Source organism: Actinoplanes sp. CA-015351 (assembly GCF_050955685.1).
Lineage (GTDB): Bacteria > Actinomycetota > Actinomycetes > Mycobacteriales > Micromonosporaceae > Actinoplanes.
Genome location: NZ_CP192102.1, coordinates 5,651,589 through 5,668,167, shown reverse-complemented (window position 1 = coordinate 5,668,167; position 16,579 = coordinate 5,651,589). Strand labels below are relative to the sequence as shown.

The 16,579-nt window shown below is 71.3% G+C and carries 11 protein-coding genes; 5 read left to right on the top strand and 6 right to left on the bottom strand.

The annotated features are described in order from the left end of the window. Positions 1–24 precede the first annotated feature (24 nt). Complete coding sequence (locus ACQP2E_RS25890) at positions 25–1,056, top strand: LCP family protein (protein WP_433825535.1); 1,032 nt, start codon at positions 25–27, stop codon at positions 1,054–1,056. On the opposite strand, the gene ACQP2E_RS25885 is transcribed toward ACQP2E_RS25890, so the two are convergent. From ACQP2E_RS25885 to ACQP2E_RS25875, 3 genes are all read right to left on the bottom strand, one after another. Next, positions 1,036–2,121, bottom strand: a complete 1,086-nt coding sequence (locus ACQP2E_RS25885; protein ID WP_433825534.1) for a methyl-accepting chemotaxis protein — start codon at positions 2,119–2,121, stop codon at positions 1,036–1,038. The two genes, ACQP2E_RS25890 and ACQP2E_RS25885, sit on opposite strands and share 21 nt — an antisense overlap. Before the next feature lie 168 nt (positions 2,122–2,289). Beyond that, positions 2,290–2,772: an SRPBCC family protein gene (locus tag ACQP2E_RS25880; protein WP_433825533.1), complete on the bottom strand. Its 483-nt coding sequence runs from the start codon at positions 2,770–2,772 to the stop codon at positions 2,290–2,292. 13 nt (positions 2,773–2,785) lie between these two features. Beyond that, positions 2,786–3,133: an ArsR/SmtB family transcription factor gene (locus ACQP2E_RS25875; RefSeq protein ID WP_433825532.1), complete on the bottom strand. Its 348-nt coding sequence runs from the start codon at positions 3,131–3,133 to the stop codon at positions 2,786–2,788. A gap of 134 nt (positions 3,134–3,267) precedes the next feature. Here ACQP2E_RS25875 and ACQP2E_RS25870 point away from each other — a divergent pair, with 134 nt between their 5' ends. Then, positions 3,268–3,423 carry a hypothetical protein gene (locus tag ACQP2E_RS25870; RefSeq protein WP_433825531.1) on the top strand — a complete coding sequence of 52 codons (156 nt, stop codon included), beginning with the start codon at positions 3,268–3,270 and terminating at the stop codon, positions 3,421–3,423. A gap of 23 nt (positions 3,424–3,446) precedes the next feature. On the opposite strand, the gene ACQP2E_RS25865 is transcribed toward ACQP2E_RS25870, so the two are convergent. Genes ACQP2E_RS25865 through ACQP2E_RS25855 form a run of 3 tightly spaced genes read right to left on the bottom strand, consistent with a single transcriptional unit; the run spans position 3,447 to position 5,349 of the window. Next, a complete protein-coding gene (locus tag ACQP2E_RS25865) occupies positions 3,447–3,935 on the bottom strand; it encodes a molybdenum cofactor biosysynthesis protein (RefSeq protein WP_433825530.1) in 489 nt (162 codons plus the stop codon). Positions 3,936–3,963: 28 nt separating this feature from the next. After that, a complete protein-coding gene (locus tag ACQP2E_RS25860) occupies positions 3,964–4,710 on the bottom strand; it encodes an NADPH-dependent F420 reductase (RefSeq protein ID WP_433825529.1) in 747 nt (248 codons plus the stop codon). Positions 4,711–4,731: 21 nt separating this feature from the next. Continuing rightward, complete coding sequence (locus ACQP2E_RS25855; RefSeq protein WP_433825528.1) at positions 4,732–5,349, bottom strand: TetR/AcrR family transcriptional regulator; 618 nt, start codon at positions 5,347–5,349, stop codon at positions 4,732–4,734. A gap of 104 nt (positions 5,350–5,453) precedes the next feature. On the opposite strand from ACQP2E_RS25855, the gene ACQP2E_RS25850 reads away from it, so the two are divergent. From ACQP2E_RS25850 to ACQP2E_RS25840, 3 genes are all read left to right on the top strand, one after another. Then, positions 5,454–6,473 (top strand): NADP-dependent oxidoreductase, encoded by a 1,020-nt coding sequence (locus tag ACQP2E_RS25850; protein ID WP_433825527.1) that lies wholly within the window; start codon positions 5,454–5,456, stop codon positions 6,471–6,473. A gap of 206 nt (positions 6,474–6,679) precedes the next feature. Then, the gene (locus ACQP2E_RS25845) at positions 6,680–9,373 is read left to right on the top strand and encodes a hypothetical protein (RefSeq protein ID WP_433825526.1); all 2,694 of its coding nucleotides are present in this window, start codon (positions 6,680–6,682) and stop codon (positions 9,371–9,373) included. Positions 9,374–10,459: 1,086 nt separating this feature from the next. After that, positions 10,460–16,522 (top strand): DUF4011 domain-containing protein, encoded by a 6,063-nt coding sequence (locus tag ACQP2E_RS25840; RefSeq protein WP_433825525.1) that lies wholly within the window; start codon positions 10,460–10,462, stop codon positions 16,520–16,522. The last annotated feature ends 57 nt before the right edge of the window (positions 16,523–16,579 follow it).

The window sequence follows — 16,579 nt, the reverse complement described above, 5'->3', positions numbered from 1 at the left end:
CGCATGCCCCGCTGGGGAAAGGCCGTGACCACGCTTCTCGTCGTGCTCGCGCTGGTCGCCGGGTCGGTCACCGTCACCACCGGTTTCCTCGCGTACCGGTTCAACGACCTGGTCGGCCGCGACGACGTGCTCGCCGAGGCGGCGGCGCTGCCGCCGATCACCGCGAAGCCGGAGTACAACTCGTGGGTACACACCTCGAAGAGCTCGAAGGCGCCGGTTCGCCCCGCCGCCGCGGCCGGCTCGGCACGCAACGTGCTGGTGCTCGGCGTGGACACCCGCAAGGGCTGGTCCGAGGGGCAGTCGCGCAGCGACACGATCATGCTGGTGCACGTCGACGGCACCGGCTCGGCCGCCTCGGTCGTGTCGATCCCGCGTGACTCGTACGTCTACATCCCGCCGGTGGCCGGCAAGTGGGCCGGCGGCAAGACCAAGGTCAACGCCGCGTACGCCTGGGGTGGCGCCCCGCTGGTGGTCCAGGTCGTCAGCCACCTCACCGGCCTGACCATCGACAACGTGGTGAGCGTCGACTTCGCCGGCATCCGCACCATCACCGACGTGGTCGGCGGGATCGACGTGAAGATCGCCAAGACCGTGCGCGACAAGCGGACCGGCGTGACCTTCAAGGCGGGCAGGCACCACCTGGACGGCAGGATGGCCGAGGTCTACGTCCGGCAGCGGTACGGCCTGCCGAACGGTGACTTCGACCGGGTCAAGCGGCAGCAGCAGTACCTGCGGGCACTCGCCCAGAAGGTGACCTCGCTGGGCATCGCCGCCAACCCGATGAAGCTGGACTCGTTCGTCTCGGCGATCGCCGGGTCACTGGTGGTGGATTCGGGGATGAATCTGGCCGCTACGTTCCGGGACCTCTCCGGGCTGCGGCCGGACGACCTGGCGTTCACCACGCTGCCGTCGTCCGGGTTCGTGCGGACCGCGGCGGGTACTGCCAACGAGCTGTCCGCGGCGGAGTGCTCGGAGCTGTTCGCGGCGCTGCACACCGACACGATGGCCGACTATTTCGTGGCGAACCCGGCGTTCTCAGGAACCGTCGGAGCCTAGTTCGGCCACGAAATCCTCCACGCCGGCGGGCGGCTCCAGGAACTCCAGGCCGATTTCCAGGGACCCGTCGTCGCGTTGCAGGCGGCGGGCCACCTTTGCCTCGGCGGCGGCACGGAAGCCGTCGATGGTGAACTCCGTGCGTACCGCATCGCCGACCGTGAGAGACGCGCCTCGCGCGACCATGCAGCCGAGGCCGTCGGCACTGAGATCCACCACCTCGGCGTCGACGGTCTGTGACGGCGTCGTGATGGAGACCCGGCCCCGGACCGGGAGCCTGTCGTGCCGGCGGCGTTCCAGCCGCTCGGCCACGTCGGAGAGGTCGCCGATCTGCTCCATCGTGGCGTCCACGCTCTGGTGCAGCAGCATCACGATGTCGCTCTGCCGGTCGGCGATCCCGCCGAGCTGGCGCATCGCGTCCTCGATCTCGCCGACGTCCCGGATGATCGCGCTGAGCGTCTCGCCCATCTGCGCCACGTCCGCTTCCAGGGCGGCGATCGTGCTGGTGATCTGCTCGGTCGAGTCCGCGGTGGTGTTCGCGAGACCTTTCACCTCGTCGGCCACCACGGCGAAGCCGCTGCCGGCCGCACCCGCCCGGACCGCCTCGATGGTGGCGTTCAGCGCGAGCAGCCGGGTCTGCGAGGCGATCCGGGAGATCACGCTGGCGATCCCGGCGACCTGGCGCAGGCTCGCGTTCAGCGCGGTGGCCGCCTCGTCGGCGCTGCGGGCCCGCTGCACCAGGGCCTCGGCGGCGTCGTTCGTGATCGTCACCCGTTCCTGGGTGGCGGCCGCCGCGTCCCGGGCCGCGCCGACCTGCACGACGACGTCCTCCAGCTTGCCGCCGATCACGTCGGCGGTGCTGTCGATCGCCTCTTTCGCGCGCCTGCGCAGCCGCTGGTTGAGGCGTACCTGCTCGACCTGGGCGGTCTGCGCGCGGGCGTCCCGATCGGCGCGCAGCCGGTCGATCTCGGCGTCCCGGTCGGCCAGGGCGGCGGTGAGCTCGTCGATCCGCTGGGCGCTCGTGGTGGCGCCCGCACCGCGGACCCGTTCCGGCCAGGTGGGGCTCACGCCGGATCCTGAGCCGTCGTCGACACGTTGCCGACGCTACCTGGCGGAACGGTCCTACGTATGCGGTTCCTGTTTTGGGAGTCGCTTTCGGGCCGCGCCGTGTGGCTTTCGGGCTGCCCCGCGGGTGCTTTCGGGCTGCCCCGCGGGTGGCTTTCGGCCGGCTCCGCGTCAGGCCAGGAGGTCGTCGATCTGGTTCTGGGCCAGGCGCATGCCCTCCATCATGCCCATCTCGGCCATCCGCTCCAGCTGCTCGGCGCTGGTGAAGCCGGAGACCAGGGTCATCCGGGTCCGCTCGCCGAGGCCTTCGAGCGTGACCACGCCGTGCGAGCAGTCCTTCGGGTCGACCGGCTCGTTGTTCTCGTCGGCGAACCCGAAGTCGAACTCGAGGTGGCGTGGCGCCTCGATCGCGGTCATCGTCCACCAGCCACGGGCCTTCGTACCGTCCGGGACGGTCATGTAGTAGCGCACCTGGCCACCCGGCTCGAACTCGAACCGCTCGAAGGTGGCCGGCACGGTCGGCGGGCCCCACCAGCGCTCCAGCTTGCGCGGGTCGGCCCAGACCTGCCAGACCCTCTCGACACTCGCCTCGAACTCCGCGACGAACGTCATGGTGAGTGTGTCCACGTCCTTGACAGCGCTGACAACCGGCATGACCGGTCCCCTTTCAGTGGTTTTCTGTGGAGTCGTTCTCGTCCAGGATGTCCGCGATCCGGTCGGCTCGGCGCCGCCAGACCTCTTCGTACGCATCAAGCAGGAGGGCCACCCGGCGCAGGGCCGTGACCTCTCCGTGCACGATCTGCTCCCGTCCGCGCCGGACCTTGCTGACCAGGGCGGCCCGCTCCAGCACCGCGACGTGTTTCTGCACGGCGGCGAAGCTCATCGGGTATTGCCGGGCCAGCTCCGAGACGGACTGCCCGGTGCGGATCACCCTCGTCAGGATGTCCCGCCGGGTGGCGTCGGCGAGGGCGTGGAAGACCCGATCCGCCGCCTCGACCTCCGAACCTACAACCATGTGGTTGTACGTTAGTGGCTGGTTGCGGGCGGTGGCAAGTCGGGTGCGGAGTCCGTTTCTCCTGGAGTGGGCTTCGCCGTGGCCGATCAAGGGATCACCTAGCCAAGCACGCCGACACAGGAGTCGTCATGAGCATGAGCATCGGTACCTCGACCCCGCCCACCACCCGCGACACGCACGCCGCGTGGCTGCGTCGCCGCGCCGAGGACCAGACCTTCAACTGGGCCTCGGCCGAGCGTGCCTCCTCCATGGCTGCGGAGGGCCGGGAGATTCAGCTAGCGCTGGTCTGATCCTTCAGGCAGAACCGAGGCGGTCACCGGGCCGATCCTTCGGGCAGAACAGAGGCGGTCACCGGGCCGATCCGGAGCACGCCGTCGTTCAGCGGCACGCAGCGGATCCCGCCCTTGCCGCGCAGCGCCCGCCACGCGCCCGGGCCGATCGTCACGTCCATCCAGGCGCAGGGGTTGGCCGGTCGGCGTACCCGCAGGAGCACCGGGCCGTCCCCGGAGTCCAGGCTGAGCACCGAGCCGACCAGGGCGTCCACGGCGATGCCGGCGACCAGGATGTTGCGGCGCACCCGGGTGAGCCCGGCGCCCGGCGGCAGCGACTCGCGCGCGATCACGGTGACGCTCGCGTCCTTGTGCGCCGGGTGATTGAAGTATCGGTCGCCGACGATGCCGAGCCCGGCCCGGACGTGAATCTCGCGGGTCAGCTCGCCGTCCGGGGCGGGCGCCGGTCCGTCAGCCGGCCGGCCCTCGAAGCGGTGGCGCGACGAGGCGAGCAGCTCGACGATCTCCGGCATGGCCGGATTCTAGGGTCAGTTCTTATCCTCAGCGCAGTCCGGCCAGTGCGTCGGCGAGGGCGTCGGTGGCGTCCTGCACGTCGACCTCGCGGGACTGGAGCGGGCCGCCGGTCTCGGTGAGCCGGGCCGCTTTCGCCCCGCCGGCGTAGAACGGCGCGAACCCCAGATCACGGATGATCTGGCAGGCGGCCTCCCGGGCGTCGCGCTCGTCGGTGCAGACGAACTCGGCGAGCAGCGGGTCGTGCCCGCGCCGCCGGCTGAGCACGTCGGTGGAGATGGTGTTGAACGCCTTCGCCCAGTGCGCGCCGGGCGCCCATTCGATCAGGGTCTCCAGGCCGCTCTTGCCGCCGGCCCGGCTCAGCATCCGGTCGGCCGCCTCGCTGGGCGGGCCGTTCACGGCTGCCGCGACCGCTTCGGCGCTCTTGACGCTGGCGCCGGAGAAGCCGCCGCCGCCGAACGCTCCGGTGAAGGCGCCGAGGCTCGGCGCGCCGTCCGCCGGGTTCGTGGCGTCGAGGACGACCTTGCCCTCCAGTGCCGAGCGCGTCAGGTCGATGGCTTCTCTCGCGCCGGACCAGTTCGGCGCGAAGATCACCATCTCCCCGAACGAAGCCGCCTGCGCGATCGACATGACCCGCAGCTTCCCGTTCATCCTGTCGACCTGCTCACGCAGTCGCTCCGGGTGACGCGAGGTGACGGCCACTTCGTGCCCGCTTTCGGCGCACCACGTAGCGAGAGTGCCGCCGAGCTGACCTGCTCCAATGACACCGATTCGCATGACCCCAGGGTGCCTGCTGGATCAGGAGTCCGAATGCCGAATCGGCAAATCCCCGTAGAGCATCCGGAGCTCGACGACGACGAGGTCATCAACCAGCTCGCCGGGCGACGAGGCGTTCGCGAACGCCGCCAGGCGCAGGTCGTCGATCATGCCGGCCAGGACGGCGGGCGCCGGTCCGTCCGGCGCGAGGCCCGCCGCGCGGTCCCGCTCGATCCGCTCGGCGAGGCGTTTCACGTGCGCGTCGCGCAGCGTGGATCGCCACTCGGCGATCGGCGGGCAGCCCGGCGCGGCGGCGAGCGCTCCGGCCAGCAGCCGGCCGTGGCTGGTCCACAGCGTGGCGAGGCCGGTCAGCGAGCGCCGCAGCGCCCCGGAGTCCGGCCCGGTGCCGTCCAGCCACGGGCCGGAGCCGGCGATCAGTTCGCCGGTGAGGCCGTGCAGCAGCGCGACCACGACGGCAAGCTTGGAGTCGAAGTAGAAGTAGAAGCTCGACCGGGAGATCTCCGCGCCGGCCGCCAGTTCGTCGATGGTGATCTCGGCGAGCGGTTTCCGGGCCAGCAGCTCGCGGGCGGTCTCGAGGATCGCCTGCTCGCGCCGGTCACCCTTGCTGGGGCCACGGCGCCGGCCGGTGGGAGGGGTCATGCGATCACAGTAACGCTGCTAACAGAGCAGAGTCGACACGGTGTCGACTTTTTCGACATACTGTCGAGAAGCAACGACACGCCGTCCTCTGTCAGGAGAATCCCGTGCATGAGATCCGCCTCGCCTCCCGTCCCACCGGCTGGCCCACCGCCGAGAACTTCACGCTCGCCGAGACCGAGACTCCTGCGCCCGGCGACGGCCAGGTGCTGATCCGCAACATCTACATGTCGGTCGACCCGTACATGCGCGGCCGGATGAATGACACCAAGTCCTACGTCGCGCCCTTCGAGGTCGGCGCGGCGCTGGACGGCGCCGCGATCGGCGAGGTGGTCGCCTCCAACGCCGCGTCGGTCCCGGTCGGTGCGGTGGTCGCGCACGGTCTCGGCTGGCGGGAGTACGCGGTCGCGGCCGCCGATCGGGTACGCGTCGTCGACCCGGCCGCCGCTCCGACGCTTTCGGCGTACCTGGGTCTGCTCGGCATGACGGGCCTCACGGCGTACGTCGGTCTGTTGGACATCGCGCAGTTCCGCGAGGGTGACACGGTCTTCGTCTCCGGCGCCGCCGGCGCCGTGGGCAGCGTGGTGGGCCAGATCGCCAAGCTTCGCGGAGCGAAGCGCGTGATCGGCAGTGCCGGTTCCGCGGAGAAGGCGCGGCACCTGGTGGAGGAGCTCGGGTTCGACGCAGCGTTCAACTACAAGGACGCGCCTGTCCGGGAACAACTGCGTGCCGCCGCGCCCGACGGCATCGATGTCTACTTCGACAACGTCGGCGGCGACCACCTCGAGGCCGCGATCGGCTCGGCAAACAAGTTCGCCCGCTTCGCCCTCTGCGGCGCTATCGCTCAGTACAACGACACCGCGCCGCCGGCCGCGCCGCGCAACCTCGCGCTCGCCATCGGCAAGGAACTCAACCTGCGCGGATTCATCGTCGGCAACCACGGTAACCGGATGCCCGACTTCCTCGCCGAGGCCGGAGCCTGGCTGCGCGCCGGCAAGATCTCCGGCCGCGAGACGATCGTCGAGGGCCTCGCGAACGCCCCCGAGGCGTTCCTCGGCGTTCTGCGCGGGGACAACACCGGCAAGATGGTGGTCAAGGTCGGCGACCTGCCCACTGTCCGTTCCTGATCATTCGGGTACGCGGAATCGGGTCCCGTTCGCAGCGGGGCCCGGACCGGCTCCGTGGTAACTCTGTGTAGCTGTTTCCGGTTTGCCGGATCCTGAACGATGATTTGGTCGCAGGGCGCTGATGATCGCGATACGGAACGTATGGATGATCGGACTCGTCCGTTAGGACGACGTGACTGACGGAAAGCAGACACTAGCGTTCCCGTGTGGCGAATCGGTTCCAACTTTGGGGACAAGCGGGCTGGGCAAGTGCCGAGGTGGTCGGCGAGACGCACTACGCGAAGGCGATACGTGCTCTCTTCGGCTCCGACTTCAACCCCCAGGGCACCGACATAACCGTTCCCGTGCAGCTCATACCGGATCGGAACAACCGCCACGACCGTAACGCGGTCGGCGTCTGGTCCGACTCCAGCCTGCTCGGGCACCTGCCCCGGCCGGAGGCCGCGCGGTACGTCAAGGTGCTCACCACGCTCACCGGCCGTGGTCTCGTACCCGAGGTGAACGCCCAGATCCACGGCCGCGAGTGGGGTGAGTACGACGGCCGCCCGCCCGCGTTCGTCGGCACCATCCGGCTGGACCTCGCCGAGCCGCACATGCTGTACCCGGCGAACGACCCGCCGCTGGCCGACCATCGTCTGCTGCCCTCCGGCTCGGCCGTCCAGGTGAACGGCCAGCAGCAGCACCTCGACGCGCTGCGCCCGCTGCTCCGGCCCGAGGGCGAGTGCTGGGCGTACGTGTCCCTGCACGAGATGGCCGACCACCTCGTCGAGGTGCGCATCGGCGACGCCCGGGTCGGCGACCTGAGCCCGAAGATGAGCGGCGAGCTGCTGCCCACGCTGCGCCACCTCTCCGAGCAGGGCCTGCTCACCGCGGCCCGGGGCATCGTGAAAGGCAACGCCGGCGAGACCAGCGTGATGCTCTACATCTCCCGTGTTCAAGATCTGCCGGAGCCCTGGCAGGGGCGCGGGGCGTCGTCGCCGTCCGCCTTCCCGGCCTCCTCGACTCCCGGCCGGGCCACCGCGAGTGTGCCCACGTCCGGCGCGGCCTCCACGGGACCGGTCACGCCAGGCGCGGCACCTGGCCCGGCCGGGGGAATCACCCCGAACTGGACCACGCCGGCCGAGCCGAGCTGGGCAGCGGCGGGTTCTGATCCGGGTGTTCCGGGTTCGGGTGGTTCTGGTTCGGGTGTTCCGGGTTCTGGTTCGGGTGTTCCGGGTTCTGGTTCGGGTGTTCCGGGTTCTGGTTCGGGTGTTCCGGGTTCAGGTTCAGGAGTTCCGGGTTCAGGCTCGGGTCTTCCTGGTTCGGGGGAGCCGGTGCCGAGCTGGGCTGCGTCCGGTGAAGCGGTGCCGAGCTGGGTTCGCAGTGACGAGACGCAGGGCTGGACCCCGGGCGGGCCCGGCGAGACGACGTCCGGCTGGTCGGCCGGCCAGTCCGGGCTGCGGCTCGGCATCGCGAGCGACGCGGGCCTGGGCCGGGCCACCGGGGACATGGCGTCCCGGCGTCCCGGCGCTCCGGAGTTCGGCGGCGGCCGTGACGCCGACGGCGGGGCCGGTCAGGACGCCGGTTCCGGCCGGATGGGTTCGAGCGACGGGCTGCCGGTCCGTTCAGCCGGCGGCGAGCCGGTTCCGAGCTGGGCCGCGCCGGGCGAGCCGGTGCCGAGCTGGGCGCAGACCGAATCGGCCCCCACTTGGAACACGCAGGGCGATGCGGCGCCGAGTTGGTCTGCTCAGGGCGAAGCGGCGCCGAATTGGGCTGCTCAGGGCGACGGGGTGCCGAGTTGGTCTGCTCAGGGCGATGCGGCGCCGAATTGGGCTGCACAGGGCGACGGAGTGCCGAGCTGGGCCACGCCAAGCGCCGGGGTGCCGGCTTGGGCCGTACCCAGCGCCACCGCGCTGCCCACCCTGCCCTCCACCGGGTCGCTGCCCGGTAGCACGTCCCCGCGCCTGGACCCGCCGGCCGATGCGGGTTCCGCCCGCCCGGCCTCCCCGGCGCCCAACTCGGCGCTGCCGGGCTCCCCGATCTCCGGTTCGCCGAACGCGGGCTCGTCCGCGGCGGTCAGCCCCGGGCTGCCCTCGGGCCCGACAAACTCGAGCCTGACCTCGGGTTCGTCGTTCGCCGGCTCCAACTCCGGTACGGCGTTCGGCGGTCCGTCCGCCTCGGTGTCCGGGTCACCGTCCGGTGCGGCGCCGGGGTCGTCCGGTGCGGCGCTGGGGTCGTCCGGTGCGGCGCTGGGGTCGTCCGGTTCGTCGCCGTCCGGTTCGTCGCCGTCCGGTTCGTCGTCGTCGGCGTTCCCGTCAGGTTCGTATTCCTCGGTCTCGTCCCTGGGATCCGGCGGCCAGAGCGGGCCGTCCGGCTCCGGATTATCCGGTTCTCGTTCGTCCAGCTCCGGATCGTCTGACCTCAGCTCGTCAGGTTCCGATTCGTCGGGTTCGGGTTCGTCGGGTTCTGGCTTATCGGGTTCCGGTTCGTCGCTCACGGCGACGGCGTTGTCGGCCTCGCCGCGGTCGGCCATCCCGGCTTCGGGCGCGCCGTCGTTCGGCGACACCGGCCTGGTCGACCCGTTCACCAACCCGGTCAGCCCGGCGCCGATCGGCCAGTCCCTGGACAGCGCCAACATCACCGAGACCACGGTGATCCCCGCACTGGCAGCCGTGGTCAAGAGCAACGCCAACCGCCGCTCCGCCACCAACCCGGTCAACCCGGTCGCTCCGGTGTCCCCGGCCCCCGAATCCAACCCGCACCCGGCCATCCCCGGCGCACCCACCGGCATCAAGTTCGTGGTCCCGCCGGGCTGGCCGGTCCCGCCGGACGGCTGGTACCCCCCGGAAGGCTGGCGCCCCGACCCCAGCTGGCCCCTGGCCCCAGCGGGCTGGCAGTGGTGGACCCCCATCTGGGACTGATGCCCGTTCGGCGTGCGCTGGCTGGCTGGCGTGTGCTGGCTGGCCGCGTTGGCTCGCTGTGCGGGCGGGCTGGCTCTGTGCGGGCGGGCTGGCTCTGTGCGGGCGGGCTGGCTCTGTGCCGGCCGGCCCGACGCGAGCGTTTGCGGGCAGTGGCCGTTTCTCTGATCGTTGGCCGACTGGCTGGCGCGGTGAGGTTTGCCAAGATCAGCAAGGGTGGATGAGGGCGCACGTAACGGCTCTGCGTGACCTCATCCACGCCAGGACCGTGATGGGAGTTCACAAACGCGCACGGTGTGTCTTCATCACGGTAGTCGGCTTCTTGTGTGTACCCCCGTCTCCGCAGTTCGGGCCCGTCCGGATCACCGAGCGCTGGCGAGCCCGGTCCGGTCCGGCGCCCGGCCACGTGATCTTGTCCGGCTGGCTCTCGCGGTTGTCTCAACGCCCGCGAAACAGCCGTGAGAGCCAGCCGAATTCTGCGAGCTGGCTTCCAGTGCCGCCTGGCGGTCGGTGTGGCAGCGCTGAGCGCCGACCGGACCAGCCGGTGCCCAGCGCTGCTGATTCGACGGCGAGACTGCTGGCTCTCTGATCGAGGGCTGGTCCCGGCGGACAGGAGCTCACCGTGAGGACCTGTCCGAGGCGGGTGGGGGCTCACGGTGGGTGCGCGTCTGGGGTGGGTGGGGGCTCACCGTGGGCGCGCGTCTGGGGTGGGTGGGGGCACACGGTGGGCGCGCGTCTGGGGCGGGCGAGGGCTCACCGTGGGCGCGCGTCTGGGGTGGGTGGGGGCACACGGTGGGCGCGCGTCCCGGGCGGGCGAGGGCTCACCGTGGGCGCGCGTCCGGGGGCTGTGGCCGGGTTGATCGAGGGCTGGGGTGTGGGGTGGGTGGGTACGCCACGCCCGGGACGCACGCCATGTCGGTAATGTTCTGTTTGTGGGGTTTTGTAGCGGCAGAGCACGTCTTGGGCCTGGTTCGACAGGCCGAATTCGATTGGTTGAAGTCCGGAACGTCGGGTTAACCCGGAAAATCGCCACGGTGACCCACCTTGCCTTGTTGGAATGTGGCAATGCGGTGGGATGATGCTGACGGGTTGACCGGACGGCCGGATGCGCGTGTTCGCGGAGTGCTGGAGTCCTGGCGTGCCGGTCTGCTCGACTTCACCGGTGACAATCCACTGATCGACGTGGATCCAACGGGGCCCGGCGTCGTGGCGGTGGTGAGCCCGACGCCGCGGACGATCGTGGAGGCGTTGCACCAGGGGCGTGAGTGCGGGTTCCTCGGGATCGAGGAGCAGGCCGAGGGGCCGCGGCCGCGCGCCGCCAACGTGTTCCAGACCGAGATGATCGACGCGGACATGGACGCGACGCTGCACGCGCTGCGGCGTACCGCGCGGCGTGATCAGTTCGAGCAGGGGATCTCGGCGCTGTATCTGGCGCTCGGGTCGCTGCACTGGCAGGACGGCGGGCAGCGGTTCACCAGCCCGATTCTGCTGCTGCCGGTCGAGCTGGTCGTGCCGGACCCGCTCGACTACCCACGGCTGCAGGCCCGGCCGGACGACCCGATCGTCAACCCGGCGCTCGCGGTGCGGCTGCGGGCGTACGGGATCGAGCTGCCGGTCGTGGACAGCCTCAACGGCCTGGACCTGACCGTGTTCTGGGCCCGCCTGGACGCCGCGATCAGCGAGCAGCCGGACTGGCACTCGGACGAGGCCGTGCTGCTGTCCCGCTTCGACGTGCAGCGTGAGGTGATGTACGCCGACCTGGTCGAGAACGAACGGCAGATCCTCGCCCACCCGGTGGTCCGTGCCCTCGCCACCGACCCGATCTCCCAGCCGGACGCGCTGCGCTTCGAACCCGTACCCCTGAATCGCATCGACGAGCTGGCCGCGCCGGACGACGTGCCGCTGGTGCTGGACGCCGATGCCGCGCAGCGGTCGGCGATCGCGGCGGCCGTGGCCGGGCGCACGTTCGTGATGCGCGGCGCACCTGGCACCGGCAAGACGCAGACGGTCGCCAATATGATCGCCTGCCTGATCCACGCCGGGAAGCGGGTGCTGCTGGTCTCCGAGAAGGCGGCCGCGCTGGACGGCGTCAAGGAGCGGCTGGGTGGGGTCGGCCTCGACGAATACCTGCTCGAACTGCACAGCGACCGGATCGGCCGGCACCAGGTGGCGGGCACGCTCGCCACCGCGCTCGACTTCATCCCGCTGCCGCCGCCCAGCCTTTCCACCGACGAGCGCGAGGAGCTGCGCCAGCACCGGATCAGGCTCAATGCGTACGCCGAAGCGATGAACGAGGTCCGCGAACCCCTCGGTCATCGGCTGCACGACGTGCTCGGCATGTGCGCACAGATGACCGATCTGCCGGCCGGTCCGGTGCCGTACACGCTGCCCGTACCCCTGACGACGCAATCGTTGCAGCGCGTCCGGGACGCCGCGGAGAGTCTCGGCCGCGCGTGGCGGCCGGCGCTGGAGGGCGACGAGTTCCTCTGGCGTGACGTGATCGACCGCAACCGGCTGGACGCGCGCCTGCACCAGGCGCAGATCGCTCTGCAGCACCTGGCCGATGCGGTCGCCGGTGACCGGCTCGCTGTCGTCTTCGAGGCGCAGGCGCTCTCCGACGCGATCACCCTGACCACGCTGGTCGGGCACGCCGCCCGGCGGCCCGCCGAGGCGCCCGACGAGTGGCTCACCCTGGAGAGCCTGGAGCCGGTCGCGGCAGCCGCCGAGAGCCTGGTCGGCCACCTGCGGTCGCTGCACCACGCCGAAGAGGTCGTACGTACGAAAGCGGGCGTGACCTGGTCGGCGCTGCCGTCCCCGGCGAAGCTGCCGATCGTGCCGAGCCTGGCCCACCTGAACCCGCCGGCCGTGGAGCTGCTGCCGCTGACCGCCGCGCAGGCCCGTGGGCTGGCCCGCCGGTTCGCCGAGGAGGCCGACCGCCTCGAACAGCACCAGCACAGCCTGGACCGGGTCACCGCCCGGCTCGGCCTGCCGAACGTGGTCGCGTTCACCGACATCGGCCGGGTCGCCGCGATCGTCGAGCTGCTCAACCGGCCGCACAAGCCGGAGCCCAGCTGGTTCGACACGAGCGGGATGGCGGCCGCCCGTGCCGCCGCCCGGGTGCTGCAGCGCGCCGTCGAGGTGGTGAAGGCCGCCGAGTCCCGGGCCCGTGAGCACTTCAACGACAACGCCCTGGTGGAACCGGTGGACGAGCTCGCCGAGCGGTTCGCCACCGAGCACAAGGGGATGCGCAAGCTGCGGGCGCCGTACCGGCGGGACAAGCGGGTCGCGGCCGGCATCGCGCGTACCGATGTGAAGCGTTCGGAAGCGGTCGCCAACCTCGCCGCCGCGGCCGCCTGGAAGCGGGCCATCGGTGAGCTGGAGCAGTCCGAGCAGGAGTACGCGCGGATCCTCGGCAGCCACTGGCGGCACCTGGACACCGATTTCGACGCGATCCAGGACGCGCTGCGTACCGCCGAGGAGGCCCTGCGGATCACCCCGCCGGAGGCGCTGCCCGGCGTCATCGAGCGGGTCTGCGCGCCGACTCCGAACAGCGCGATCATCCGGATCGTCACCGAGGCGCGCAAGGAGTTCGATCGGTTCACCGCGGCGTTGCGTACGCCACCCGAGCCGGCGCCCCGCCCACAGCTCGCCTCCGGTCCGGTCCACGACGCGGTCACCTGGCTGCGGGCGCACGTGGAGCCGCTGACCGCCGCCGGTGACCTGGTCACCGCGTACAGCGTGGCCGCCGGGCGGGACTTCACCCTGGCCGAGTCGGCGTCGATCGGCCTGCTCCGGGAGAGCGCGTCGGACGCGGCCGGCTCGCTGACGACGAACGCGAACGACTACGCCGAGGTGCTCGGCCCGGTCTACCGGGGCACCCAGACCGACGTGGAGGCGCTCGCCAAGGCGATGTCCTGGGCCTCCGAGGCCCGCCGGGTCCGCACCGGCGAGGACGTCCCGTTCACTCCTGAGCAGGCCCAAGCCCTTGCCCAGGTACGCCCGACCGACGCCCTGCCGTCCCGGGTCGCCGAATGGCAGGCCGCCCGCGACTGGATCCTGCGGGCCTTCGCGCCGCGCCGTCACCCGTCGCTGACCGCCATCCTGGACGACTACGAGCACGCCGGCGAGATGATCACCGCGCTGAAGGAGGACAGCCAGGGCCAGCAGGAGTGGTTCGACCACCAGGCGGCCCGCGCGGTGCTCAGCGAGCACGGCCTGGACTCGGTCGTGGACTTCTGTGCCCGTGAGGACCTGTCGGTCGACCAGCTGCTGCCGGTGCTCGGACGGGCCCTGTTCCAATCCTGGGCCGACACGATCATCCGCGAGGACGAGCGGCTGCCTCCGCTCGACGCGGCCACCCGAGACCGGCTGATCAGCGAGTTCCGCCTCTGGGACACGATGCTGGAACGGGCCGCCGTCGCCGACGTGATGAACGCCGTCGACGAGCTGCAGCCGTCCGGCAGCGCGGTCGCCGAGGCCGCCATGCTGCGGGCCGCGGCCTCCCATCAGGGCCGCCAGCCAGCGGTACGGGACTTGCTCGCCGAGACCCGCAACGCCACCCTCGCGGTGAAGCCGTGTGTGCTGACCATCCCGGCCGACGTGAGCCGGCTGATCCCGCCCGACCTGTTCTTCGACGTAGTCATCGTCGACGAGGCGTCCCGGGTGCCGGTCGCCGACGCGATCACCTGCGCGTACCGGGCCAGCTCGATGATCGTGGTGGGTGACGACCGGCAGCTCGGCGCGGCGCCGCTGCCCGGCGGCGACGGCCAGTCGATCCTGGGCCTGGCCATCCACTGCGGCGCGTTCCCGGTGATGGACCTGACCACGCATTACCGCAGCCGGCACGAGTCGTTGATCTCGTTCGCCAACCACAGCTTCTACGCCGGACGGCTCAACACGTTCCCGGCGGTCGGACCCGCCGGGCCGGACGCCGGTGTGCAGCTGTTCGGCGCCGAGGACGACGCGAGCCTGGCCGAGGAGGTGGCAAGCCGGGTGGCCCACCACCTGGTCACCCGCCCCGACCGTACGCTCGGCGTGGTCACCTGCACCCCGTCGATGCGCTGGGAGATCGAGGCGGCGGTGGCCGACATGGTCGGGTCACCGGACTCGGACCGGCTGCGCGGGTTCTTCGTGAAGGACCTCGACGCGGTGCAGGGCGACGAGCGGGACGTGATGATCCTGGCGATCGGCACCGAGCTCGGCGGCCTGGACGGACCGGACGGGTGGCGGCGGCTCAACGTCGCGACGACCCGCGCGGCCCGCCGCCTCGAGGTGGTCTCCGCGGTACGGGGACAGGACCTCGTGGGGTACGAGCACCTGGGCCACCTCGCCGGATACCTGGACTACGCGTCCGGCGGCGGCACCTCCCTGGATCTGGCGGATCCGGCCGCCGAGGCGCAGACGCCGTTCGAGGACTCGGTTCGCGAGGTGATCGCCTCGTGGGGTCATCACGTGCGGACCCGGGTAGGAACCGGCGCGTTCCGGGTCGACCTGGCCGTCCGCCTCTCGCACCGCAGCGACTCCCCGTACGTCCTCGGCATCGAGTGCGACGGGACCACGTACGATTCCGCGCCCGCCGCCCGTGACCGGGACCGCCTGCGCGAGCAGGTACTTCAAGGGCTGGGCTGGCGCCTGCACCGGATCTGGGGCACCGCCTGGTACCTGGACCGCGAGCACGAGGAGCAGCGGCTCCGGATCGCGATCGAGCAGGCCCTGGCCGAGTACCCCGCCGAGGCGCCGCCGGAGCTGACGGTCCAGGAGAGCCCGGTCGCCGAGAGCCCGGTCGCCGAGAGCCCGGTCATGGAGAGCCCCGTGATGGAGGGCTCGGATCTCCTGGCCGAGGCGTTCGAGGAGGCGGACGCCGCCGAGGGCGCCTTCGCCGAGGCCTTTGCCGAGGTCTACGGGGAGACGTCGGAGCACGCCTACGGCGAGAACGTCGAGCACGCCTACGGGGAGAACGTCGAGCACGCCGTCTACGGCGGGCCCGACGAGGTCACCGTCGAGATCACCCCGCAGGAGACGGCGGCCGCGACCGGCCCGGTCCTGCAGTACGACGTCCCGGCCGGTCCGGAGCCGTGGTACCTGGCCGCGGACTACCTGATCGACGAGGCAGGCGCGTACCTCGCGGGCGTCGACGACGTCGGGCGGCAGATCGCCGACGCCGGCATCGAGGTGCCGGCCGCCGAGATCCCGCACGAGTGGACCTCCGCGCCGGCGATGGCCGACGTGCAGCTCGACGCGGACCTGGAGCCGCCGTTCGCGTACGAGAGCCAGCCCGACGTGGTGGTCGGCGACCAGCACGTCACCCCGGTGGCCTTCGAGCACCTGCACCGGGCCGACATCGACCCGGCCGACATGCACCCGATCCCCGAGCACGCGACGGAGATCTACGAAGCCGAGCACTACGAGGCCGAGCACTACGAAGCCGAGCACTACGAGGCCGAAGAAGTCGAGGAGCACGAGGAACACCCGGTCGCCGAGCACCTCAGCGAGATCTGGACCGAGCCGTACCACAAGGCGCAGCTGGAGGCGCTTCCCGCGGGCGCCGTTCTCACCGACCCGGACATCAAGGTGCGCCTGGTCGACGCGGTGCGGCAGCTCGCGCAGGTGGAAGGCCCGGTGCACGTCACTATCGCGCTCCAGCGGATGCGGGAGGAGTGGGGCATCGCCCGGATCACGAAGCAGGCCCGCGCCGCGGTCGAAGAGGCGATCACCGATGCCGGCGTGGGCTGGGACGGCACGTTCCTGAGCGACCCCGAACAGTACGAGCCGATGGTCCGCTCCAAGGCCGAGGACGTGGCGCGCAAGGCCGACCAGGTCGCCGACAGCGAGCTGCGGGTGGCTCTGGAGCACCTGGTCCACGACGGCGGTGTGCTCACCGTCGACCAGTTGCTGGCCGGAACCGCGCGGCTCTACGGCTGGTCGGCTCGCCGCTCCGCCGACCTCGACGCCCGGCTGACCGGGCTGATCGCCGACCTGGCCGACGAGGGACACCTGATCCATCTGGCGGACGGTCTCGCCATCGGGCACGGGCTGCCGGACGCGACGTCGCTGCCCCGGCACGCGGCCGCGCCGTCCGACCAGGACGAGGAAGAGGAGGAGTCGATGACCAAGCCGTCCCGCCGGCGACGGTCATCGGCAAGCCACACGTGAATTCGCCGCCACCAATACGACGGTCCCGGTTAACCCGGGATCCCTAACGTCCGGCAT

Excerpts from the sequence above, each read along its gene's own strand:
- ACQP2E_RS25880 (WP_433825533.1), bottom strand. The coding sequence starts at position 2,772 with ATGCCGGTTGTCAGCGCTGTCAAGGACGTGGACACACTCACCATGACG.
- ACQP2E_RS25875 (WP_433825532.1), bottom strand. The coding sequence starts at position 3,133 with ATGGTTGTAGGTTCGGAGGTCGAGGCGGCGGATCGGGTCTTCCACGCC.
- ACQP2E_RS25870 (WP_433825531.1), top strand. The coding sequence starts at position 3,268 with ATGAGCATCGGTACCTCGACCCCGCCCACCACCCGCGACACGCACGCC.
- ACQP2E_RS25865 (WP_433825530.1), bottom strand. The coding sequence starts at position 3,935 with ATGCCGGAGATCGTCGAGCTGCTCGCCTCGTCGCGCCACCGCTTCGAG.
- ACQP2E_RS25860 (WP_433825529.1), bottom strand. The coding sequence starts at position 4,710 with ATGCGAATCGGTGTCATTGGAGCAGGTCAGCTCGGCGGCACTCTCGCT.
- ACQP2E_RS25855 (WP_433825528.1), bottom strand. The coding sequence starts at position 5,349 with ATGACCCCTCCCACCGGCCGGCGCCGTGGCCCCAGCAAGGGTGACCGG.